This window comes from Cellulomonas sp. WB94 (genome assembly GCF_003115775.1).
Lineage (GTDB): Bacteria > Actinomycetota > Actinomycetes > Actinomycetales > Cellulomonadaceae > Cellulomonas_A.
This window is the reverse complement of the sequence record NZ_QEES01000002.1, coordinates 2510829-2533367: the sequence shown is the minus strand read 5'-3', so window position 1 is coordinate 2533367 and position 22539 is coordinate 2510829. Positions and strand designations below refer to the sequence as shown.

Annotated in this window: 21 protein-coding genes and 2 tRNA genes; 8 read left to right on the top strand and 15 right to left on the bottom strand. The window is 73.0% G+C overall.

The annotated features are described in order from the left end of the window. Positions 1-13: 13 nt before the first annotated feature. Both DDP54_RS12825 and DDP54_RS12820 read right to left on the bottom strand, forming a co-directional pair. On the bottom strand, positions 14-2344 hold the full coding sequence (locus tag DDP54_RS12825) for an ATP-dependent DNA helicase RecG (RefSeq protein ID WP_242448469.1): 2331 nt from the start codon (positions 2342-2344) through the stop codon (positions 14-16). Between the two features lie 67 nt (positions 2345-2411). Then, a complete protein-coding gene (locus DDP54_RS12820) occupies positions 2412-3953 on the bottom strand; it encodes a DAK2 domain-containing protein (RefSeq protein WP_158274520.1) in 1542 nt (513 codons plus the stop codon). Positions 3954-4184: 231 nt separating this feature from the next. Between DDP54_RS12820 and rpmB the strand changes: the two genes are divergently transcribed. Both rpmB and DDP54_RS12810 read left to right on the top strand, forming a co-directional pair. Then, a complete protein-coding gene (rpmB, locus tag DDP54_RS12815) occupies positions 4185-4376 on the top strand; it encodes a 50S ribosomal protein L28 (RefSeq protein ID WP_109132061.1) in 192 nt (63 codons plus the stop codon). Between the two features lie 87 nt (positions 4377-4463). Further along, the gene (locus tag DDP54_RS12810; protein WP_109132060.1) at positions 4464-4988 is read left to right on the top strand and encodes a GNAT family N-acetyltransferase; all 525 of its coding nucleotides are present in this window, start codon (positions 4464-4466) and stop codon (positions 4986-4988) included. Here the strand turns inward: DDP54_RS12810 and DDP54_RS12805 are convergent. Beyond that, positions 4973-6025 carry a thiamine-phosphate kinase gene (locus DDP54_RS12805; RefSeq protein WP_109132586.1) on the bottom strand — a complete coding sequence of 351 codons (1053 nt, stop codon included), beginning with the start codon at positions 6023-6025 and terminating at the stop codon, positions 4973-4975. The two genes, DDP54_RS12810 and DDP54_RS12805, sit on opposite strands and share 16 nt — an antisense overlap. Positions 6026-6220: 195 nt before the next feature. Here DDP54_RS12805 and DDP54_RS12800 point away from each other — a divergent pair, with 195 nt between their 5' ends. Next, positions 6221-6775 (top strand): DUF3515 family protein, encoded by a 555-nt coding sequence (locus DDP54_RS12800; RefSeq protein WP_242448393.1) that lies wholly within the window; start codon positions 6221-6223, stop codon positions 6773-6775. Between the two features lie 23 nt (positions 6776-6798). Here the strand turns inward: DDP54_RS12800 and DDP54_RS12795 are convergent, their stop codons facing one another. After that, positions 6799-7950: a D-alanine--D-alanine ligase family protein gene (locus DDP54_RS12795; RefSeq protein ID WP_109132059.1), complete on the bottom strand. Its 1152-nt coding sequence runs from the start codon at positions 7948-7950 to the stop codon at positions 6799-6801. Between the two features lie 50 nt (positions 7951-8000). Here DDP54_RS12795 and DDP54_RS12790 point away from each other — a divergent pair, with 50 nt between their 5' ends. After that, the gene (locus tag DDP54_RS12790; protein ID WP_109132058.1) at positions 8001-9155 is read left to right on the top strand and encodes an aminotransferase class I/II-fold pyridoxal phosphate-dependent enzyme; all 1155 of its coding nucleotides are present in this window, start codon (positions 8001-8003) and stop codon (positions 9153-9155) included. A 57-nt stretch (positions 9156-9212) separates the two neighbouring features. Here DDP54_RS12790 and DDP54_RS12785 read toward each other — a convergent pair whose 3' ends face one another. After that, positions 9213-10238, bottom strand: coding sequence for an NAD(P)H-dependent glycerol-3-phosphate dehydrogenase (locus DDP54_RS12785; protein ID WP_242448392.1), 1026 nt, complete (start codon positions 10236-10238; stop codon positions 9213-9215). Next, positions 10235-10999, bottom strand: a complete 765-nt coding sequence (locus DDP54_RS12780) for a lysophospholipid acyltransferase family protein (RefSeq protein ID WP_109132583.1) — start codon at positions 10997-10999, stop codon at positions 10235-10237. Before DDP54_RS12780 ends, DDP54_RS12785 begins: the two co-directional genes overlap by 4 nt. A gap of 130 nt (positions 11000-11129) precedes the next feature. Here DDP54_RS12780 and DDP54_RS12775 point away from each other — a divergent pair, with 130 nt between their 5' ends. Beyond that, complete coding sequence (locus tag DDP54_RS12775) at positions 11130-12143, top strand: cation transporting ATPase C-terminal domain-containing protein (RefSeq protein ID WP_109132057.1); 1014 nt, start codon at positions 11130-11132, stop codon at positions 12141-12143. 42 nt (positions 12144-12185) lie between these two features. Here the strand turns inward: DDP54_RS12775 and murA are convergent, their stop codons facing one another. From murA to leuC, 3 genes are all read right to left on the bottom strand, one after another. Further along, positions 12186-13502, bottom strand: coding sequence for a UDP-N-acetylglucosamine 1-carboxyvinyltransferase (murA, locus tag DDP54_RS12770; RefSeq protein ID WP_109132056.1), 1317 nt, complete (start codon positions 13500-13502; stop codon positions 12186-12188). 101 nt (positions 13503-13603) lie between these two features. Beyond that, positions 13604-14275, bottom strand: a complete 672-nt coding sequence (gene leuD, locus DDP54_RS12765) for a 3-isopropylmalate dehydratase small subunit (protein ID WP_109132055.1) — start codon at positions 14273-14275, stop codon at positions 13604-13606. Positions 14276-14303: 28 nt separating this feature from the next. Then, on the bottom strand, positions 14304-15758 hold the full coding sequence (gene leuC, locus DDP54_RS12760; RefSeq protein ID WP_109132054.1) for a 3-isopropylmalate dehydratase large subunit: 1455 nt from the start codon (positions 15756-15758) through the stop codon (positions 14304-14306). A 97-nt stretch (positions 15759-15855) separates the two neighbouring features. On the opposite strand from leuC, the gene DDP54_RS12755 reads away from it, so the two are divergent. Then, the gene (locus DDP54_RS12755) at positions 15856-16575 is read left to right on the top strand and encodes an IclR family transcriptional regulator (RefSeq protein ID WP_109132053.1); all 720 of its coding nucleotides are present in this window, start codon (positions 15856-15858) and stop codon (positions 16573-16575) included. 84 nt (positions 16576-16659) lie between these two features. Here DDP54_RS12755 and DDP54_RS12750 read toward each other — a convergent pair. The 6 genes from DDP54_RS12750 to DDP54_RS12725 all read right to left on the bottom strand — a co-directional run bounded on the left by DDP54_RS12750 (position 16660) and on the right by DDP54_RS12725 (position 21065). Continuing rightward, a tRNA-Glu gene (locus DDP54_RS12750) sits at positions 16660-16732 on the bottom strand. Between the two features lie 99 nt (positions 16733-16831). Further along, positions 16832-16903, bottom strand: a tRNA-Gln gene (locus DDP54_RS12745). Positions 16904-17082: 179 nt separating this feature from the next. Continuing rightward, positions 17083-17811: an HAD family hydrolase gene (locus DDP54_RS12740; RefSeq protein ID WP_109132052.1), complete on the bottom strand. Its 729-nt coding sequence runs from the start codon at positions 17809-17811 to the stop codon at positions 17083-17085. A gap of 38 nt (positions 17812-17849) precedes the next feature. Next, positions 17850-19355, bottom strand: coding sequence for a glutamate--tRNA ligase (gltX, locus tag DDP54_RS12735; RefSeq protein WP_242448391.1), 1506 nt, complete (start codon positions 19353-19355; stop codon positions 17850-17852). 83 nt (positions 19356-19438) lie between these two features. Further along, complete coding sequence (locus DDP54_RS12730) at positions 19439-20221, bottom strand: fumarylacetoacetate hydrolase family protein (RefSeq protein ID WP_109132050.1); 783 nt, start codon at positions 20219-20221, stop codon at positions 19439-19441. A gap of 16 nt (positions 20222-20237) precedes the next feature. Further along, positions 20238-21065, bottom strand: a complete 828-nt coding sequence (locus DDP54_RS12725; protein WP_242448390.1) for a methyltransferase domain-containing protein — start codon at positions 21063-21065, stop codon at positions 20238-20240. 105 nt (positions 21066-21170) lie between these two features. On the opposite strand from DDP54_RS12725, the gene DDP54_RS12720 reads away from it, so the two are divergent. Together DDP54_RS12720 and DDP54_RS12715 are read left to right on the top strand one after the other, a co-directional pair. After that, positions 21171-22049: a 3-methyladenine DNA glycosylase gene (locus DDP54_RS12720; RefSeq protein WP_109132581.1), complete on the top strand. Its 879-nt coding sequence runs from the start codon at positions 21171-21173 to the stop codon at positions 22047-22049. A gap of 67 nt (positions 22050-22116) precedes the next feature. Then, positions 22117-22515, top strand: coding sequence for a DUF302 domain-containing protein (locus tag DDP54_RS12715; protein WP_109132049.1), 399 nt, complete (start codon positions 22117-22119; stop codon positions 22513-22515). The last annotated feature ends 24 nt before the right edge of the window (positions 22516-22539 follow it).

The window sequence follows — 22539 nt, the reverse complement described above, 5'->3', positions numbered from 1 at the left end:
CGCCGGGCCGGCGTCACGCGCGGTCGAGGAACTCCTCGCGCTCACCGACGAGCAGCCGGTCGATCGCCGCGCGCAGCACCGGGTGCTCGCGCAGGTCAGGATCGGCCCCGACGACCTCGCGCGCGTCGGCCCTGGCCCGCTCGATGACCGCGCCGTCCCGAGCCACCCGCAGCAGGCGCAGCGAGCTCGCCCCGCCTGACTGCGCGGCGCCAAGGACGTCACCCTCGCGGCGCAGCTCGAGGTCGACGGCAGCGAGCTCGAACCCGTCGGTGGTCGCCGCCAGCGTGGCGAGGCGCGTGGCGGCCGGGCTGCCGTCGGGCGCGTCCGCGACCAGGAGGCACAGCCCGGGTGCAGCGCCGCGACCGACCCGGCCGCGCAGCTGGTGCAGCTGGGAGATGCCGAACCTGTCGGCGTCGAGGACGACCATCGCCGTCGCGGCCGTGACGTCCACCCCGACCTCGATCACCGTGGTCGACACCAGGACGGGCACGCGCCCCGACGTGAAGTCCGCGAGCACCCGGTCCTTCTCGTCGGCCGCCATGCGCCCGTGCAGCGTCCCGATCTCGATCCCGGCGAGCGCCGGCAGGGCGCGCAGCTCGTCGGCGACCTCGAGCACCGCGCGCAGGGGCCGACGCGGCGGCGCCCCCGCGACGAGGCCCTGCCCGTCGACACCCATGTCGTCGATGCTCGGCTCGTCGGCGCTCGGCTCGTCGGCGTCCAAGCCGCCGGCGGCAGCCGTGGCGTCCCACGAGAGCAGGTCGGCTCCGTCGTCGTCCGCCGGTCCCCGGCTCGAGGCGGTGCGGCGACGGGACCCCGCCTGGTCGTCGTCCGGGTCGATCCGCGGGCACACGACGTAGGCACGGCCGCCCTTCTCGACCTCCTCGCGCACGCGTTGCCACGTCCGGGCAACCCAGGTCGCGTTGTCGGCCGGCACGACGACCGTGGTGACGCCGCTGCGGCCCGCCGGGATCTCCGAGAGCGTCGAGGTCTCGAGGTCTCCGAAGACCGTCATCGCGACGGTGCGAGGGATCGGGGTCGCGGTCATGACCAGCAGGTGCGGCAGCTGGGCGGCCTTGGCGCGCAGCGTGTCGCGCTGCTCCACACCGAACCGGTGCTGCTCGTCGACGACCACGAGCCCGAGGTCGGCGAACTGCACCGTCTCCGAGAGGAGCGCGTGCGTCCCCACGACGATGCCCGCGCGACCGCTCGCGGCGTCGAGCAGGTTCTCGCGTCGCGCTGACGCACCCTGGGAGCCCGTGAGCAGCGCGACGCGCGTGCTCAGGTCGTCGCCGCCCAGGAACCCGCCCTCCGCGAGGTCGCCCAGCAGGGCACGCAGCGTGCGCACGTGCTGCGCCGCGAGAACCTCGGTCGGAGCCAGCAGCGCCGCCTGTCCGCGCGCGTCGACGACCTGGAGCATCGCCCGGAGCGCCACGACGGTCTTGCCGGAGCCGACCTCGCCCTGCAGCAGCCGTTGCATGGGATGCGCGGCCGCGAGCTCGACCTCGAGCTCCCCGCCGACGGCTCGCTGACCGTCGGTGAGCGTGAACGGCAGGCGGGCGTCGAACGCGTCGAGGAGTCCGCCCGCGACCCGCGGACGAGCGACAGCCGGGGAGCCCGCGGCCAGCTGTCGGCGGCGCGCCAGCTCGGCCTGGAGCACGAACGCCTCCTCGTAGCGCAGCCGGTCACGGCCCCGACGCCACTGCTCGTCGGTGAACGGCTCGTGCACGTCGGTGAGCGCCTCGCGCAGCCCCACGAGACCGCGCGCCGACCGGACCTCTACCGGGATCGGGTCGGGCAGGTCGTCGTCGGTCAGGGGGTCCAGCACCGTGCGCACGCAGCGTTGGATGCGCCAGGTGGGGACGGCGGCTGAGGCCGGGTACAGCGGGATGGGGCGCGACGCCTCGACGAGCGCCGCCGCCTCGTCGTCCGCGTCCACGCCGATGAGCTGGTAGTCGGGGTGCGTGAGCTGGCGCTGGCCGCGGTAGTCGGACACGACGCCCGTGAACAGACCCGTGCGACCCGGCACGAGGCGTTGCTCGTGCACGCGCAGCACTCCCCGGCGCTTCGCGAAGAACGTGAGCTGCAAGGTCCGCACGCCGTCCGTGACGACCGCCTGGAGCATCGCGCCTCCGCGTGAGCGCATCTCGCGGACCGTGACCTGACGGACCTCCGCCTGCACGGTCACGTGCTCGCCGACGGCGAGGTCGGTGAGGTTCGTGAAGGTCCCCGGCTCGGTGTAGCGGCGCGGGTAGTGCCGCAGCAGGTCGCCCGTCGTCCGCAGGCCAAGCTTGGCGAGAGGGGCTGCGGTCCGCTCTCCCAGCACGCGGGCAAGAGCCTCGTCCACCCGGGCACCGGGGCGCACGACGGCATCATCGGGGACGCTCACCGGCAACCTCCGGTCGATCGACGCATCAGTCCAGGCCCAGCCAGAACGCCGGGAGTCCCGGCACCGGACCGGTGCCGAGCACGGCGAGGTCAGGCCACCGCTGCGCGAGCTCGGCCTCGAGAGCCCCACGCAGGTCGTGGTCGACAGCCGGGCCCGTGAGAACGGTCAGGGTCTGCCGGGCTGCAGCGCCTGCCCCGACGGCGACCCCGGCGAGGAGGGAGTCGACCGCGGCGAGCGCCGCGGCGAGGTCAGCCTGCTCGACGACCGTCGTCCGGAGGCGGCCCAACGCCGCCGTTGCCCCGGCGACCTGGCGCGCCGGGTCCGCGGCACCGGCGAGCGCGATGACGGCGACCGTGACGCGCAGGTCGTCGTGCGCGTCGAGCACGTCGACCGTCGTCCCGCTGGGGGCAAGGGAGCGCGCTGCCTCACGGGCCGCGTGCGCACCCGACGCGTCTCCGGGGAGCACGACGACGTGACGCGTCCCCGTGTCGGTGATCGCCCGGACGAGGTGACGCGCCTCCAGGGCGGCACCGTCGCAGCGCACCAGAGTGACGGCCCCCGCGAGAGCGTGCGCAGCCCCGAGGTCGGGCGACCCGGTGCAGGCGACCACACCCAGCTCGAGCGGCACGCCGTCGGCGAGGCGAGCGCCCAGCAGTCGCACGACGACCTGCTCACGAGCACCGACCGCCGCGGCCTCGACCGCCCGGCCGGGGTGGTCGGTGTGCACGTGGACCTGCCACACGCCGTCCGCGCCGACGACGGCCACGGAGTCGCCGAGCGCCTGCATGCCGGCGATCAGGGTCGGCCCGAGATCAGCCCGGTCGCCCGGCCCGCCGGGGGTTCGCACGAGCAGCATGACCTCGAACGCCCCACCGCCTTCGGGTGCCAGGTGCGTCGCGACCAGGTCGATCGGCTCAGGCAGCCAGGACAGGTCGCTCCCGGCGTCGGCGGGTGCGCCGTCCCTGGCGACCACGTCCCGGAGGGCGTCGAGCAGGACGATCAGCGCGCAGGCACCCGCGTCGACGACGTGGGCTGCGGCCAGGACCGGGTGCTGCGCGCTGATCCGCACGAGTGCCGCGTGCGCCTGCGTGGACACGGCGGCCAGCACGCCGGCAAGGTCGGCGCCCGCTCCCGCGGCGCGCAGCGCGGAGTCCGCGACGACGCGCGCGAGGGTCAGGACCGTCCCCTCCTGGGGATCAGCCACCGCACCGAGCGCCGCCTGGCCGGCCGCGGCCAGCGCGTCGGCGAGGTCGACCGGACCGGCGGACGACGGCAACGCCCCAGCCAGCCCCTCGAGGTACTGGCTCAGGATGACGCCCGAGTTGCCGCGGGCCGACAGGAGCGCGCCGCTCGCGAACACGCGGGCGACGGCGTCGGCCCCCGCCGGGCCCTCGAGTGCCGCCACGGCATCGGCGCCACCCGCGACGGTGAGGAGCGCGTTGGTCCCGGTGTCCGAGTCGGCGACGGGGAACACGTTGACGGCGTCGATACGTCCGCGCGCTGCGCCCAGCGCCGCCGTGGCTGCGTGCGCCCAGGCGCGCACATCCGTCCCGTCCAGGCGTTGCACCGCGTTCCCGTCCTCGTCTCGTCGTACGTCCCCACACGATGCCGCATCGGACCCACATTTGGGTCGCGCCGTTCCCATGGGCTAGTCTTTCCAGGTTGCCCGGCCGTGTCCGGGCGCAGGTGGCGCACCCGTGCTTGACGGACAGCATCAGCTGGACGGCAGCGTGCCGCGCCCCACCCCAGACCAAGACAGGCCGCTCTGCGGCGTGCATGACCGAACCAGGAGAAGACCGTGGCTGCTAACTGCGACGTCTGCGCCAAGGGCCCGAGCTTCGGGAACAGCGTCTCGCACTCTCACCAGCGGACGCGCCGCCGCTGGAACCCGAACATCCAGCGCGTGCGTGCCGTCGTCGCCGGCACCCCGAAGCGCCTGAACGTCTGCACGTCCTGCCTCAAGGCCGGCAAGGTGCAGCGCGCGGTCTGACCGCCGCCCCACTCTCTACCCGAAGGCCCACGAGGTTCGTTCCTCGTGGGCCTTCGGGCTGCCCACCCGGTGTGGCATCGTGAGGGCATGGTCGAACAGCTCGACGAAGTGACGATCCGCACCGCTGCCGAGGCCGACGCCGCGGCGATCGCGAGCGTCCACGTGCACTCCTGGCAGGAGGCGTACGAGGGCATCGTCCCCGCCGAGCACCTGGCAGCTCTCGACCCGGTGGCACGCGCCGCCGAGTGGACGCAGTTCCTGCGGAACGGTCCGCACGACCACGTCCGGACCTGGCTGGCCGAGTCGCCGTCGGGCGTGCTCGGCTTCGTCACGCTGGGACCGGCCCGGGACGAGGACGCGAACCGCGGCGACCACGAGATCTATTCGATCTACCTCGAGCCCGGAGCCTGGGGGCACGGCGTCGCGCGCGACCTGCTGCGGACGGTCATCACCGAGGTCGGCGGCCGGTCGGCCCTGACGCTGTGGGTGCTCGCGGCGAACGACCGGGCACGCCACTTCTACCGCCGCAACGGCTTCCAGGCCGACGGCACGGAGCGCTTCGAGGACGTCGGCGGCGCCGAGCTCCTCGAGGTGCGCTACCGCCGCGGCTGACCGGCAGCCGGCACCGCCCGACCCGACGCGGCCTGCCGCGCGAAGTGATCCCATCCCGGTGAGCCCGGTCCAGGGTCGACGCCCCCGACGAGCACCCGCGTGACCTGCGCCCCGGTGCCGTGGTCCGCGGGAGCCGCGCGCACCCGACCCACCACGCGGAACGGCTCCGGGAGCTGAGCATCGGCGGGGAAGGTCGCGAGCAGCCCGTGATCCTCTCCCCCGGTCAGGACCCAGTCGCGCGCCTCGGCCCCGAGCGCGCCAGCCGCGCCCGACAGCCGCTCGAGGTCGACCGCGAACGCCACGGCCGGTTCGTCGAGGTCGAGCACGACGTCGCTCGCGCGCGCGATCCGGCCGGCGTCGCGCAGCAGGCCGTCGGACACGTCGAGCATCGCGGTGGCGCCGCCGCGCGCCGCGAGAGGCCCCGCCGCCAACGGTGGCTCGGGCCGCAGGTACGCGCCGACGAGGCCGGCATCGAGGTCGCCCCGCCCGGCCTCGAGCAGGGCCAGCCCCGCAGCGGACCACCCCCGCACCCCCGCATGCGCGACGACGTCGCCCGGCCGGGCGCCGGACCGGAGCACGGGTTCTCGGCCGGCCAGGTCGCCGTGCACCGTCACGGCGACGACCGCGACCGGCCCGGAGGACAGGTCGCCACCCACGACCCCGACACCGAGAGGTGCGCAGACGGCCGCGAGGCCCCGCGCAAGCCCTTCGACCCACGACGCGGGCAGGTCGGCCGGTGCCACGAACGCCACCACGAGAGCCGTCGGGCGCGCGCCCATCGCCGCGATGTCGGCCAGGTTCTGAGCGGCCGCCCGCCGGCCGACGTCCTCGCCGGTCGACCAGCGCCGGCGGAAGTGTCGGTCCTCGACGAGCACGTCGGTCGACACGACCACGCGACCGTCCGGCGCGGCCACGACCGCGGCGTCGTCCCCGGGCGGGACCAGCGTGGCGTCGCCGAGCGGCAGCTGCGGGAAGATCAGGGCGAGCAGGGCATCCTCGGACAGGTCGGCGACGGTCGGCTCGTCAGGGGAACTCACGTCCGCCACCGTATCCCGCCGTCGACCTCGCGCCGGCCGGTCCCGCCCTGCCCGCGGCGCTGCAGCCACCCCGCCCCGGCCCTGCGACAACCGGTCCCCGCCCTGCGACAACCTGTCCCGGCCCTGCGACAACCAGTCCCGGCCCTGCGGCCGAGAGACGCACGCGCCCGGCACGCGACGCGTTAGCGTGACAGCGTGACCGACCTGGTGATCCGCACTGCCTCGACGCAGCGCGTGTCAGGGCGCCGTCGGGGCTCGGGTCCACGTCCCCGGCGCGGGTGTCGCGCAGCGACCGCTGCGGGACTCCTGGTGACCCTCGCCGCGTGCGCCCCGGGGGTGTCGGTCGCCGAGGCCCCGCACGGCGCCGACCCCGTCTGCGCGAGCGTCGTGCTCGCTCTCCCGGACCAGCTGGGCGACCTGCCGCGTCTACGCACGACGAGCCAGGCCAGTGCGGCCTGGGGCACGGCGGCGGCACCGGTCGTGCTCCGGTGCGGCGTCGAGGTCCCGGGGCCCACGACGGTGCACTGCGTCAGCGTGGAGACGCCCGACGGCCCGAGCATCGACTGGCTCGCGCTCGCCGACGACCCCGACGCGCAGGGGGCGACGAGCTGGACCTTCACCACGTACGGTCGCGACCCGGCCGTCGAGGTCCGCGTGCCCGCTGCTGTCGCGAGCTCGCACTCGACGTCGTTCCTCGACCGGCTCGGCCCGGCCCTCGCGCAGGTCGAGCCGACGCGGGCCTGCCTCTGAGCCTGCCTGCCGGAGCAGACGCTTCAGCGCAGGCCGGTGGGCCGGTGCAGCGCGAGCTGCAGCAGCTCGTCGATCAGGTCGGCGTAGGAGAGCCCGGTCGCCTGCCACATCCGGGGGTACATCGAGAACGGCGTGAACCCGGGCATCGTGTTGATCTCGTTGACGATGACGTCGCCGTCCGGGGTCACGAAGACGTCGACCCGGGCGAGGCCCTCGCAGCCGACGGCCTCGAACGTCCGCACGGCCACCTCGCGGATCTCGCGGACGAGCGCGTCGGGCAGGTCGGCGGGGCACGAGAGCGTGACCCCGGCCTCGTCGAGGTACTTGGCCTCGAAGTCGTAGAAGCCGTGCCGGGTGTCGGTGACGACGATCTCGCCGGGCAGCGACGCTCGCGGTCGGGCGCCGTCGCGGCCGCCGAGCACCGCGCACTCGATCTCACGGCCGACGATGCCGGCCTCCACGACGATCTTCGGGTCGTGGAGCTCGGCGGCGGCGATCGCAGCCGGCAGGTCAGCAAGATCGTCGACCCGTGAGATCCCCAGGCTCGAGCCGGCCCGCGCGGGCTTGACGAACACCGGCAGACCCAGGCCGCGGATCGTCTCGGTCCATGCCGCCGGGTTGCGCGCGAAGGCGCCCGGTCGCAGCACGGTGAACTCACCGATCGGCAGGCCCTGCCCCGCGAGCACGAGCTTCATGAAGTGCTTGTCCATGCCGACCGCAGAGGCCAGGACTCCCGCGCCCACGTAGCGGACGTCGGCCAGCTCGAGCAGGCCCTGGAGCGTGCCGTCCTCACCGAACGGCCCGTGCAGCAAGGGGAACACCACGTCGACCGCACCGATCTGCCGCGGCAGGACCCCCGCCTCGAGGACGGTGACCGCGCGCTCGTCGGAGCCCTGCGGCAGGAGGACCTCGAGCGGCCCGTCCTCGACCTCGGGGAGGTGGCCGTCGACGATCGACCAGCGGTCGGGGTCGTCCTCGACCAGGACCCAGCGGCCCGACGGGGTGATCCCGACGGGCAGCACGTCGTAGCGCGTGCGGTCGATCGCCCGCAGCACGCCGCCCGCCGTCGCGCAGCTGATCGCGTGCTCACCCGAGCGTCCGCCGAACAGCAGCAGCACGCGGGGTCGCGCACCGGAGTCGGGCCTGACGGTCGAGGTCGTCGGTGTCGTGTCCATCGCGCCCGACCCTACCGCGGCGACGGACACGACCTCGCTAGGCTGCGGCCATGCCGGACCCGTCGCTGCCCCTGGACCCGTCGACCGTTGTCGTCACCGCCGGTCGGCCGGAGCGGTCACCGGGTGCACCGGTCAACCCGCCCGTCGTGCTCTCCTCGACGTTCGTCTCGACGGGCGTGCCGCCCGCGGGCGAGCTGTTCTACGGACGCAACGACACCCCGACCTGGCACCCGTTCGAGCTGGCGCTCGGCGCGCTCGAGCAGTCAGCCCGCCCGGCGCTCGTGTTCGGCTCAGGGATGGCGGCGATCGCGGCCGCCCTCTCGCTGGTGCCGCCCGGGGGGCGGGTGGTCCTGCCCCGGCACGCCTACGGGGTGACGCTCGCGTACGCGCACGACCTCACGGCTCGCTCAGGGATCGAGGTGACCTCCGTCGACATCGCCGACACCGCCGCAGTCACGGCGGCGCTGCGCGCCGGTCGCCCGGCATCGATGCTGTGGGTCGAGACCCCGACGAACCCGATGCTCGAGGTCGCCGACCTGCCCGCGCTGGTCGCCGTCGCGCACGAGGCCGGCGCACTCGTCGTGGTCGACAACACGTTCGCCACCCCGCTCGTGCAGCGCCCGTTCGCCCACGGCGTCGACGTCGTCGTGCACTCGGTGACGAAGTACCTCGCCGGGCACAGCGACGTGGTGCTCGGTGCGGCCCTCGCCGACGACCCCGACCTGCACGCACGTCTCCACGCGTACCGCACGCTGCACGGTTCGGTCGCCGGACCGTTCGAGGTCTGGCTCGCCCTGCGGGGGCTGCGGACGCTCGCGCTGCGGGTCGCGCGCTCACAGGCGAGCGCGGCCGAGCTGGCCCGGCGCCTGTCCGAGCACCCCGCCGTGCTCGAGGTGCGCCACCCGAGCCTTCCGGCCGACCCGGGTCACGCACGCGCCTCGGCGCTCATGGACGGCTACGGGTCGATCGTGGGCGTGCGACCGCGCGGAGGTGCGGACGCGGCGGACGCGGTCGTCGACGCCGTTCGGCTGTGGGTCCCGGCGACGAGCCTCGGCGGCGTCGAGTCGACGCTCGAACGTCGCCGTCGCTTCGCGACCGAGTCCCCCACGGTGCCCGAGGACCTCATCCGCCTGTCGGTGGGCATCGAGGACGTCGAGGACCTGTGGTCCGACCTCGAGCGGGCACTGAGCCGCTCCGCCGGCTAGTCGGGCCCGGGTCGGCCGCGCGCGGGTCGGGGGCCGTCGGACGCGGGTGCGTCGGGGTCAGAGGCCCTCGGCCTTGTGCGGGCGCGCGAGCAGCAGGGGCGCGAGCTGGTCCACCGGGAGACCCTCGTGGAGGACCGCGACGACCGCCGCCGTGATGGGCATCTCGACGCCGACCTTGGCCGCCAGCTCGAGCACCGATCGCGAGCTCTTGACACCCTCGGCGGTGCCGCCCGTCGCGCGGATCGCGTCGTCGAGCGCCATCCCCTGACCCAGGTGCACCCCCAGGGTGTGGTTGCGCGAGTCGGGCGACGCGCAGGTCGCCATGAGGTCACCCAGACCCGCCAGGCCCGGGAACGTCTCCGCGTCCGCGCCCAGCGCGAGCCCGAGCCGCGTGATCTCCACGAGCCCGCGCGTAATGACCGTGGCCATCGTGTTGTAGCCCAGCCCGCGCCCCTGCGAGATGCCGACCGCGATCGCGATGACGTTCTTGACCGCACCGCACAGCTCGACGCCGACGACGTCGTCGTTCGTGTACGGACGGAAGTACGAGGACGCGCAGGCTCGTGCGACGAGGCGGGCCGTCTCCTCGCTCGTCGAGGCCACGACGGTGGCCGTCGGCTGGTGCTGGGCGATCTCCTTCGCGAGGTTCGGGCCGGACACGACGGCCACTCGGTCGGCGTCGATCCCGAGCGCCTCGGCGACGACCTGGCTCATCCGCCGGTCCGTCGCGAGCTCGACGCCCTTCATGAGCGAGACTGCCACGGCGCGCGGGCCGAACGTGTCACGCAGCGGCTCGAGCGTGGCCCGGGCGTTCTGCGAGGGGATCGCGATCGCCACCAGGTCCGCGCCGGACACCACGCCGGCCGCGTCCGTCGAGGCGCTGATGCCGGGGGGCAGCTCGACACCGGGCAGGTAGGCCTCGTTGCGGTGCGTCCGGGTGATCTCGTCGCAGGTCTGTGCGCTGCGGCCCCAGATCGTGACGTCGCACCCCGCGTCGGACAGCACCGCGGCGAACGTCGTGCCCCAGCTCCCGGCGCCGAGGACTGCGGCGCGCAGGCGTGGGACCGGCGGGACGGCCGTCACGCGTTCGTCGGCGTCGTGGGCCGATCGCCGTCGTCGGGTCGCTCGCCCGCCGGCTTGGCCCGGCGCACGTCGAACCGGACCTCGGGGGCGGGCTCGCCGCGGAGGTCCTCGAGGATCACCGTGATGGCCGCCAAGACGCGCTCCGTGGCCTCACGCAGCGTCGCGGTGTCCAGCGGGCGGTCGTACAGGTCGTCGAGCACGACGGGCGGCCCCGCGACGACCGAGACCTTCTTGCGCGGGAACGGCTTGAGGACCTTGGAGTACCGGCCGAGGATGTCCTGGGGACCCCACTGGGCGACGGGGATCACCGGCGCGCGCGTCATCAGCGCGAGCCGCGCGACGCCCGTCTTGCCGACCATCGGCCACAGGTCCGGGTCACGGGTCAGCGTGCCTTCGGGGAACACCGCGACGCACTCGCCGTCACGCAGCGCCTGGACCGCCGAGTCGAGCGACTGGCCGGCCTGCGAGGTGTTGCGGAAGACGGGGATCTGGCCCGTCGCCCGCAGGGTCGCACCGAGCACCGGGTACTTGAACAGCGAGGCCTTCGCAAGGATCTTCGGCGCGAAGCCGTGGTCGTACAGGTAGTGCGCGAACGTGAGCGGGTCGAGGTTCGTCATGTGGTTCGCCGCGGCGATGAAGCCCCCGCTCGCAGGCAGGTGCTCCGCCCCGCGCCAGTCGCGACGCATCATCGCGAACAGGACCGGTCGCACGATCCGGGCGACGACGCGGTAGGCGCGGTTGGAGCGCTGCGGTGCTGGCACGGTCACGGATGCTACCCGCACCAGCCTCGCGACGGCGGTTCGGGGCAGGTTTCGACAGACCATCCCCGCACCCGGCCGGCCGCTCGGGACTAGCGTGGCTCTGACGACCGGTGACACGCGAGGTAGCCCGATGGCGTCCGACCACGTGCTGCCAGCGGGCACCGCGGAACCCGGCCTCGACGTCGTCCGCGCATCCGCACTGACGGCGGACGACGTCCTGCGGCGGCTCGACTCGGCGCGCGGGGGCCTGTCCGACACGCAGGCGGCTGCCCGGTTCGCGGAGCTCGGTCCGAATGCCGTGCGCTCGGACGAGGCCCGTTGGCTCCCCGTCCTGGTCCGTCAGGTCCGGTCGCCCCTGCTCGTCCTGCTCGTCGTCGCTGCGATCGCGTCCTACTTCGTGGGCGAGCGGACCTCGGCGGTCATCATCGGCGCGATCCTCGTCGTGTCCGTGGGCCTCGGCTTCGTCAACGAGTACCGCGCGGTGCGCGCGGCCGAGGCGCTCCACAGCCAGATCAGGCACACGTGCGTCGTCGTCCGGGGCGGCCACCCGGTGGCCGTCGACGTCACGGCGCTGGTGCCCGGTGACGTCGTGGACCTCCAGCTCGGCGAGATCGTCCCGGCCGACCTCCGGCTCCTCGAGGCCTGGGACATCCACTTCATTCGCCGCTTCATGCTGTTCTTCGGCCCGATCAGCTCGCTCTTCGACTTCGCGACCTTCGCCATCATGCTCGGCGTCTTCCATGCGGGACCGGCGCAGTTCCGGTCGGGGTGGTTCGTCGAGTCGCTCGCGACGCAGACGCTCGTCATCTTCGCGGTCCGCACGCGCAGGATCCCGTCCTTCAGCAGCCGGCCGAGCGCCCCGCTGCTGGCCTCCGCACTCGGCATCGTCGTCATCGGGGCGCTCGTGCCCTCGATGCCCTTCGCCTCGGCCCTCGGGTTCGGCGCGCTGCCGACCGGGTTCTTCCTCGTGCTCGTCCTGCTCGCCGCGTGCTACCTGGCCCTCATCGAGCTCGGCAAGCGCTGGTTCTACCGAGCGGCTCCCCCGGCGCCGGCGCGGGCGACCGTCGGCGCGCGCGAACGCCGCATCGGCTACCGGATCCTGCGCCGTGCGCGGCGGTTCACCTCCGCGGGTGGCAACAGGTAGCGCCCGGCCCCGGCGCGATCTCGACGCCGGAGCCGCGAGGTCTCAGTCGCGGCTGAACTCGGCGCCGAGCGCCGTCAGCTTGTCGGTGAAGTGCTCGTAGCCGCGGTCGATCAGGCTGATGCCCCGCACGGACGACGTGCCCTTCGCGGTGAGCGCTGCGATCAGATGGCTGAACCCGCCGCGCAGGTCGGGGACCTCGATGTCGGCCGCCGCGAGCGGCGTCGGTCCCGAGATGACGGCCGAGTGGTAGAAGTTCCGCTGGCCGAACCGGCACGGACGACCGCCCAGGCACTCCTTGTAGACCTGGATCGTCGCGCCCATGCCGCGCAGGGCGTCGGTGAACCCGAACCGGTTCTCGTAGACGGTCTCGTGGACGATCGACAGGCCCTTGGCCTGGGTCAGCGCGACGACGAGCGGCTGCTGCCAGTCGGTCATGAAGCCGGGGTGGACGTCGGTCTCGAGGACGATCGAGCTGAGGTCTCCGCCGGGGTGGAAGAAGCGGATGCCGTCGTCGTCCACGGTGAACTCGCCGCCGACCTTGCGGAACGTGTTGAGGAACGCCGTCATCTCGGGCTGCGTGGCGCCGCGCACGTAGATGTCGCCGCCCGTCGCAAGCGCCGCCGAGGCCCAGGACGCGGCCTCGATGCGGTCCGAGAGCGCGGTGTGCTGGAAGCCGATGAGCCGGTCGACGCCCTCGATGCGGATGACGCGGTCGGTGTCGACCGAGATGATCGCGCCCATCTTCTGCAGGACGTTGATGAGGTCCATGATCTCGGGCTCGATCGCGGCGTTCGACAGCTCCGTGATGCCCTCGGCGCGCACGGCCGTGAGCAGCAGCTGCTCGGTCGCGCCGACGCTGGGGTACGGCAGGGCGATCTTCGTGCCCTGCAGCCGGCGCGGCGCCTGCAGGTGGATGCCGCCCTCGCGCTTCTCCACGACGGCGCCGAACTGCCGCAGGATGTCGAGGTGGAAGTTGATCGGCCGGTCGCCGATGCGGCAGCCGCCGAGGTCGGGGATGAACGCCTCGCCCAGCCGGTGCAGCAGCGGGCCGCAGAACAGGATGGGGATGCGGCTCGACCCGGCGTGCGCGTCGATGTCGGCGACGTGCGCGGACTCGACGTTCGACGGGTCGAGGTGGAGCGTGCCGGCGACGTCGTCGACCTGGACGCTGACGCCGTGCAGCTCGAGCAGGCCGGTCACGACGGCGACGTCCTTGATCTGCGGGACGTTGCGCAGGACGCTCGGGCCCTCCCCGAGGAGGGCGGCCACCATGGCCTTCGACACGAAGTTCTTGGCGCCGCGGACGGTGATCTCCCCGGACAGGGGGTTGCCGCCGTTGACGTAGAGGAGGTCGCTCATGACTCCATCGTCGCTCACCGGGGCGGGTGCTTCGTACCGGATCGCCGTCGGGCGTGCGCGTCGTGCAAAACCTTCACACGACGGCGATCCGGTCGCAGGTGTCAGGACGTGCGGGTCGCGCCGAGCTCGACGGGCACACCCGCAGGTCGGGCGGCCTTGATCTCGACCGAGGGGAGGTGCTTGGCCGGAAGCGTCCGGGGACGCCAGGCCTCGCGCGTCGCCTCGAACGCGGTGATCTCGGGCTCGTGCTGCAGCGTGAGGCCGATGTCGTCGAGGCCCTCGAGGAGGCGCCAGCGCGTGTAGTCGTCGACGTGGAAGGACGCCACGACGTCGTCGCACGTGACCGTGCGGCTCACGAGGTCGACCGTCACCTCGGTGCCCGGGCGGGTCTCGAGGACCTTCCAGATGAGCTCGATGTCCTCCTGCGCGACCTGCGCGGCGAGGAGCCCCTGCTTGCCGGAGTTGCCGCGGAAGATGTCGGCGAAGCGGGCCGAGATCACGACGCGGAAGCCGTAGTCCTTGAGCGCCCAGACGGCGTGCTCACGCGACGAGCCGGTGCCGAAGTCGGGACCCGCGACCAGCACGGAGCCGGCGGCGTAGGCGGGCTGGTTGAGGACGAACTCCGGGTCGCCGCGCCATGCGGCGAACAGCGCGTCCTCGAAGCCCGTCCGCGTGACGCGCTTGAGGTAGACGGCCGGGATGATCTGGTCGGTGTCGACGTTGCCGCGTCGCAGCGGCACCCCGACGCCGGTGTGCTGGCTGAACTTCTCCATGGTCGTTCTCTCTTCCGGTGTCGGGGGCTCAGGCGGTCTGCAGGTCGGTCAGCGGCGAGCCGTCGGGCGCGACGACGTCCGGCCCGAGGTCCGCGACCGACGACAGCGTCCCGCGGATCGCGGTCGCGGCTGCGACGAGCGGCGACACGAGGTGCGTGCGTCCGCCCTTGCCCTGACGGCCCTCGAAGTTGCGGTTGGAGGTCGACGCGCTGCGCTCCCCCGGTGCGAGCTGGTCCGGGTTCATGCCCAGGCACATCGAGCAGCCGGCGTTGCGCCACTCGGCCCCGAAGTCGAGGAAGATCCGGTCGAGCCCCTCGGCCTCGGCCTGCAGGCGCACGCGGGCCGACGCCGGCACGACGAGGACGCGGACCGAGTCGGCCTTCGTGCGGCCCTTGACGAGCTTGGCGACGGAGCGCAGGTCCTCGATGCGACCGTTCGTGCACGAGCCGATGAAGACGGTGTCGACGGCGATGTCGCGCAGCGGGGCGCCCGGGGTCAGGCCCATGTACTCGATCGCACGCTCGGCGGACTGACGCTCGTTCTCGTCGGCGATCTCGGCCGGGACGGGCACGCGACCCGACAGCGGCAGACCCTGACCCGGGTTGGTGCCCCACGTGACGAACGGCTCGAGGTCGGCCGCGTGCAGGACGACCTCGGTGTCGAACGTCGCGTCGTCGTCCGAGCGCAGCGTGCGCCAGTACTCGACGGCCGCGTCCCAGTCCGCGCCCTCGGGCGCATGCGGGCGGCCCTTGAGGTAGGCGAACGTGGTCTCGTCGGGCGCGATCATGCCGGCGCGCGCGCCCGCCTCGATCGACATGTTGCAGACCGTCATGCGGGCTTCCATGGACAGCGCCCGGATGGCCTCGCCGCGGTACTCCAGCACGTAGCCCTGGCCGCCGCCGGTCCCGATCTTGGCGATGATCGCCAGGATGATGTCCTTCGAGGTCGCGCCCGCGGGCAGCTCGCCGTCGACGGTGACGGCCATGGTCTTGAAGGGCACGAGCGGGAGCGTCTGGGTCGCCAGCACGTGCTCGACCTCGCTCGTGCCGATCCCGAAGGCCAGCGCGCCGAACGCGCCGTGCGTCGAGGTGTGCGAGTCGCCGCAGACGACCGTCAGGCCGGGCATCGTCAGGCCGAGCTGAGGGCCGACCTGGTGCACGATGCCCTGGTCCGCGTCGCCGAGCGAGTGGATCCGGACACCGAACTCGGCGGCGTTGTTCCGCAGCGTCTGGATCTGCGTGCGGCTCGTGACGTCGGCGATCGGCAGGTCGATGTCGAGCGTCGGCGTGTTGTGGTCCTCGGTCGCCAACGTCAGGTCCGGGCGGCGTACCGTGCGGCCCGCGAGCCGCAGTCCCTCGAACGCCTGGGGGCTCGTGACCTCGTGCACGAGGTGGAGGTCGATGTAGAGCAGGTCGGGCGCGCCGTCGGTGCCGCGCCGCACGATGTGGTTCTCCCACACCTTCTCTGCCAACGTGCCTGCCATGTCTGTGGTCCTCTCGAGTCGCCCGGTCGGGTGTTCGACGGGCAAGAGCTAGCCGGATGCACTTGCGTCTCAGCCTGCGAGACGTCAGTATCGACCTATGGACAACTCTAGCGGAGTCGGCGTGCTCGACAAGGCGGCATCCGTGCTCAGTGCTCTCGAGGCCGGACCTGCGACGCTCGCGCAGCTCGTCACCGCCACCCATCTTGCTCGCCCGACCGCCCACCGGCTCGCCGTCGCGCTCGAGCACCACCGCCTCGTCGCCCGCGACATGCAGGGCCGGTTCGTGCTCGGCCCCCGCCTCTCCGAGCTGTCGACCGCCGCCGGTGAGGACCGTCTGCTCGCCGCCGCAGGGCCCGTCCTGGCGGCCCTGCGCGACCACACCGGCGAGAGCGCACAGCTGTACCGCCGGCAGGGCGACATGCGCATCTGCGTCGCCGCGGCCGAGCGCCCGGTCGGCTTGCGCGACTCGATCCCGGTCGGTGCCACGCTGACCATGCAGGCCGGCTCGGCCGCGCAGATCCTGCTTGCGTGGGAGGAGCCGGACCGGCTCCACCGCGGGCTCCAGGGGGCGAAGTTCACCGCGACGATCCTGTCCGGCGTGCGACGCCGCGGGTGGGCGCAGTCGGTGTCCGAGCGCGAGGTGGGCGTGGCGTCGGTGTCCGCGCCCGTCCGTGGCCCGTCCGGTCGCATCGTCGCCGCCGTGTCGATCTCGGGGCCGCTCGAGCGGCTGTCGCGTCAGCCCGGCAGGCTGCACGCCGGCGCCGTCGTGTCTGCGGCCAACCGGTTGACGGAGGTCTTGCGCCGATCGGGTGAATGAGCGCGACCCGCCCCGCGCGGCGCAACCGCTCGGGCGAGCACAGCAGAAAGGCCCGGTCACCGTGAGGTGTCCGGGCCTTGCTCGTACCCCCGACCGGATTCGAACCGGCGCTACCGCCGTGAGAGGGCGGCGTGCTAGGCCGCTACACAACGGGGGCCTGTACTGCCAAGAACCACTGCCTTGAACCTGCAGCTCGCGAGTCGCCTCACGCGTTGCCGGGTGGTGAGTCTACCGGATCTCCGGAGCATTCACACCGCTGGGGTACCAGGACTCGAACCTAGACTAACTGAACCAGAATCAGTCGTGCTGCCAATTACACCATACCCCATGGGGTATAACCTCCGGAGTCGCCCGAACCTGCGGACACCTGCGTGACCATCGGATTCGGCAACGTCACCGGACGTCGTACCGCGGGGGAACACTACCTGACTGCACCGTCGCCTCCAAACCACGGCTCCCCCGCACGCCCCTGGACGGGACCTCACGGCGCACGGTGACGCCGCCGGCTCAGACGCCGACGAGGTCCGCCAGCTCGGTGAGCGATCGGACGACGACGACCCCCGGTGCATGCTCGTGCGCGTCGGGCAGGGCGTTGCGGCGCCCGCCCGGCCGGTCGATCCACACGCCGACGAGCCCCGCGTCACGGGCAGCCCACGCGTCGACGTCGAGCTCGTCACCGACGTACGCGGTGCGCGCGGGCTCGGTCCCGAGCAACCGGCACGCCTCGACGAAGACGCGCGGATCGGGCTTGCCGACGCCGAGCGTGTCGACGCCGACGAGCATCGGCACGCGCTCGACGAGGCCGACCCGGGCGAGCTTGCGCGTCTGGTAGGCGACCGACGCGTTGGACAGCGCACCGATCACGATGCCCGCCGCGAGGAGGCGGTCGACGGCCGACGACGCGTCGTCGTGCGGCGACCAGGCGCCCACGAAGCTCTCCTCGAACAGCGCGTTCCAGATGTCGTACCCCGCGTCGTCGAGCGCGGGCCCGCCGAACGCCGAGTGCAAGGCGTTGGCGCGCAGCATCCTCTGCTCGCGGTAGGTCTCGTCCCCGCGCGTGTACGCGCCGTAGTGACCCTCGACGTCGGCACGCCAGTGCGCGAGCACCTCGTGGTCACGCTCGGGGCCGACGTCCGGCAGGTACCAGCGCGCCACCGCTGCGAGCGCATGGGAGAACGCGGCACGGGTGTCGACGAGCGTGTCGTCGATGTCGAACAGGACACCGTCGACCTTCATGCGGTCACCGCACCCATGCGGACACAGCCCTCATGCGGTCACAGCGTTCCGCGCAGCGCCGCGATCCTGGCCAGCGTCGAGACCTTGCCGAGGATCTCCATCGACTCGAACAGCGGCGGCGAGACGCGTCGGCCCGTGAGAGCCGTGCGCAGCGGGGTGTAGGCGAAGCGGGGCTTGATCCCGAGCCCGTCGACCAGGGCGGCCTGCAGGGCGCTCTGCGTCGCCTCCGTCGTGAAGCCGTCGGTCGGGATCTCCTCGAGCGCCGCCGCGGCGGCGTCGAGCACCGCGGGAGCCTCCTCGCGCAGGCCGGTCCGGGCGTCGTCCTCGACCGTGACCGCGTCGTCGGCCACGAAGAGGAACCCCAGCATCCCGACGGACTCGCCGAGCAGCGTCATGCGCTCCTGGACGAGCGGAGCGGCCGCCGTGAGCAGCGCGCGGTGCTCGGGCGAGAGGTCCGCGAACGAGACCGCCGGCACGAGACCTGCCTTGTGCAGGTACGGCACGAGCCGGTCGCGGAAGTCCTCCGGGCCGAGCAGCCGCACGTGAGCCGCGTTGATCGCCTCGGCCTTCTTGAGGTCGAACCGAGCCGGGTTGGGGTTGACGTCCGTGATGTCGAACGCGGCGACGAGCTCGTCGACCGTGAAGATGTCGCGGTCGGCCGCGATGGACCAGCCCAGCAGGGACAGGTAGTTGAGCAGCCCCTCCGGGGTGAAGCCGCGCTCCCGGTGCAGGAACAGGTTGGACTCCGGGTCGCGCTTCGACAGCTTCTTGTTGCCCTCGCCCATGACGTACGGGAGGTGTCCGAACGCCGGCATGACGGTCGCGACACCGAGCTCGAGGAGCGCGCGGTAGAGCACGACCTGCCGCGGGGTCGAGGACAGCAGGTCCTCGCCGCGCAGGACGTGCGTGATGCCCATGAGGGCGTCGTCGATCGGGTTGACCAGCGTGTACAGCGGGTGGCCGTTGCCGCGCACGATGACGTAGTCGGGGACCGAGCCGGCCTTGAACGTCACGTCGCCGCGGACGAGGTCGGTGAACGTCACGTCCTCGTCGGGCATCCGCAGGCGCAGGACGGGCTCGCGGCCCTCGGCGCGGAACACGGCCTTCTGATCGTCGGTGAGCGCCCGGTCGAAGCCGTCGTAGCCGAGCTTCGGGTCGCGACCCGCCGCGAGGTGGCGCCGCTCGACCTCCTCGGGGGTGGAGTACGACTCGTAGGCGTACCCGCCCTCGAGGAGCCGGCGTGCGACGTCGCGGTAGAGGTCCATCCGCTGGGACTGGCGGTACGGCTCGTGGGGTCCGCCGACCTCGACGCCCTCGTCCCAGTCGAGGCCGAGCCACCGCAGCGCGTCGAGCAGCTGCTGGTAGCTCTCCTCGGAGTCCCGCGCGGGGTCGGTGTCCTCGATCCGGAACACGAAGGTCCCGCCGACGTGGCGCGCGTACGCCCAGTTGAACAGCGCGGTCCGGATGAGCCCGACGTGCGGGGTCCCGGTCGGCGAGGGGCAGAAACGAACACGGGTCGCAGACCCGGCAGCAGCATCGGTCACGATCCCACCCTAACGGCGCGCCGCGGCCACCCTGCCCGTGCCCGTCGAGCGAGCGGCAGGTCAGGGACGGGTTCCTGCACCTCTCAGCGGCGCAGCACCGGGTTGCGCAGGACGCCGATGTCCTCGACCTCGACCTCGACGATGTCGCGGTCCACGATCGGCCCGACGCCCGCCGGGGTCCCCGTGAGGATGACGTCGCCCGGGAGCAGGGTGAAGACCTCGGAGATGTACGAGACGAGGTACGCGACGTCGAAGATCAGCTGCGAGGTACGGCCGTCCTGGCGCGGCCGGCCGTTGACCCGGGCCCGCACGGCGAGGTCGGAGACGTCGAGCCCTGGCACGATCCACGGCCCGATCGGGCACGACGTGTCGAACCCCTTGGCGCGGGTCCACTGCGGTTCGGCACGCTGCGCGTCGCGCGCGGTCACGTCGTTGGCGACGGTGTAGCCGAACACGTGGTCGAGCGCCCGTGCGACCGTCACGTTCTTGGTGACCTTGCCGATCACGACCGCGAGCTCGGCCTCGTGCTCGACCTCCTCGGTCCACGCGGGCAGGACGATCGGGTCGTCGGGCCCGATCACCGAGGTGTTGGGCTTGAGGAAGAGCAGGGGCACGACGGGCAGGTCGTTGCCCATCTCGGCCGCGTGCGCGGCGTAGTTGCGCCCGACGCCGATGATCTTCGAGCGCGGGATGACCGGCGCGAGCAGCCGGACCGCGTCGTCCGACAGCGGGACGCGCTCCCCCGTCGGCTGGATGGTGGTGTAGATCGGGTCGCCGGTGATGACGACGAGCTCCTCCGAGCCGGGCGCGCCCTCGACGAGGGCGTAGCGGGGGTCGTCTCCGGTCGTGAATCTCGCGATGCGCACCCGGCAACCCTAATCGTCAGACGCGGGCGAGCACCTCGCCGTGCAGGATCGCGAACCAGCCGTCCTCGGCGCGGCCCCACTCGCGCCACGCGTCGGCGAGGTGCTCGAGCGCGACGTCGTCGGCCAGGCCGTACTCGATCGCCTGGGCCGCGAAGTGGGAGGCGACGGCGCGGTCGGCCCAGAGCTCGGACCACCACCGACGGTCCTCGGGCGTCGCGTAGCACCACACGCCGGCGCCGGGCTGGATGCCTGCCGGGTCGAACCCGGCCTCGCGCACCCAGCCGAGCAGGCGGCGTCCCGCGTCGGACTCGGCCCGGTTGGCCTGGGTCACCTCGCGGTAGAGCGCGAGCCACTCGTCGAGTCCGGCGTTGGGCGGGTACCAGGTCATCGCGGAGTAGTCGGAGTCGCGGACCGCGACGAGACCGCCGGGACGCGTGACGCGCTTCATCTCCCGCAGCCCGGCGACCGGGTCGGAGAGGTGCTGCAGCACCTGGTGGGCGTGGACGACGTCGAAGCTCGCGTCGTCGTACGGCAGCGCGTACAGGTCGCCGACCTCGAAGGTCACGTTGAGCGCACCGGCCTCGAGCGCCGCCTCGCGGGCCGCCTCGATGACCCGCTCCGAGCGGTCGAGACCGATGGCCTCGCCCGGGAGGACGCGCGCCGCGAGGTCGATCGTGATGGTGCCCGGTCCGCAGCCGACGTCGAGCAGCCGCGCCCCCGGCGCGAGCGCGGGGAGCAGGTAGGCGGCCGAGTTCTCGGCCGTGCGCCACCGGTGGGAGCGCAGGACGCTCTCGTGGTGGCCGTGCGTGTAGACGTCGTCGGGAGACCCCGTGCTGATGCTCACGCGCCACTGTAGACGGCGAACGTCGCGCCGTTCCAGCCCGCGAGCCGGGATCGTCCGGTCTGTGAGATCGCGAGGGGAAGCGCCGTGCCGACCTACCCTGGTCGGGTGAACCTCGTCGTCCCCGCCGCCGCGTGGCTGCCCCTCGCCGAGGCGCACGCAGCCCGGGCGGACGCGCTGACGGCCGCGCACCGTGCCCGCAAGGCCGCCCGCGAGCGCCATCCGATCGACGACTTCCTCTACGACTACTACGGGACCAAGCCCTCCCTCCTTCGGCGCTGGCACCCGGGCGCAGGCGTCGCGCTCGGCCCGACGCCCGACGGCCCGGCGGAGCACGCGGAGTGGCGCTGGTACACGACCGACGACGACGGCACGGTCGTCCTCGACGTCCAGGAGCTCCTCGCGGACCGCGGCGACACCGTGCGGTACGTGCACTCGCTGCTCACCGCGACGGCGGACCGCCCCGCGCACACCGGCTGCCTCGGCCTGCACGAGTGGGCGATGGTCTACCGCCAGGACGACGCCCGACGCCGGCACACCCTCCCCCTGCGCCTGGGCCGGGACGGCACCGACGCCGTCGTCGAGGCGCACCCGCTGCGCTGCACGCACTTCGACGCGTTCCGCTTCTTCACGCCCGGCGCCGTCCCGCGCAACCGCGTCCAGCTCACGCGCGCCGACCAGGTGGGACACGAGCAGCCCGGGTGCCTGCACGCGAACATGGACCTGTTCAAATGGGCGTCGAAGCTGGGCCCGCTCACGCCGGGCGACCTCCTGCTCGACTGCTTCCAGCTCGCTCGCGACATCCGGACCCTCGACATGCAGGCGTCGCCGTACGACGTCTCGTCGCTCGGCGAGACCGCCGTGGCGATCGAGACCCCCGAGGGCAAGGCCGAGTACGTCGCGCGGCAGCGCGCCTTCGCCGAGCGCGCCACATCCCTCCGCGCTCGGCTCGTCGCCGCGTGCGCGGTGCTCGTGCCGGCGGAATAGGTCTCCCCTTCCTCGCGCTATACCCCCGCGGGTAATCTGGCCGCACCCGCTGACGAGAGGCCCGCAGATGAGCTACGGCATCACCACCACGGTCGACGAGCCCTTCGGCCCGACCCTCGCGGCCGTCAAGGACGCGCTCAAGGCCCAGGGCTTCGGCGTCCTGACCGAGATCGACATGGCGGCCACCCTGAAGGCGAAGCTCGACGTCGACATCGCCGCCCAGGTCATCCTCGGCGCGTGCAACCCGCCGCTCGCCTATCGCGCGCTGCAGGCGGAGGACCAGATCGGCCTGCTGCTGCCGTGCAACGTCGTCGTCCGGTCGCTGCCCGACGGCCGCACCGAGGTCGCCGCGATCGACCCGCAGGTCATGGTGACGATGACCGGCAACGCCGCGCTGGCGGCCGTGGCCGACGACGCGGCAGCTCGACTCGGCGAAGCGCTGCGCAGCCTGAAGACCACGGCGTGATCGTCCCAGGTCGCGCGATACCCG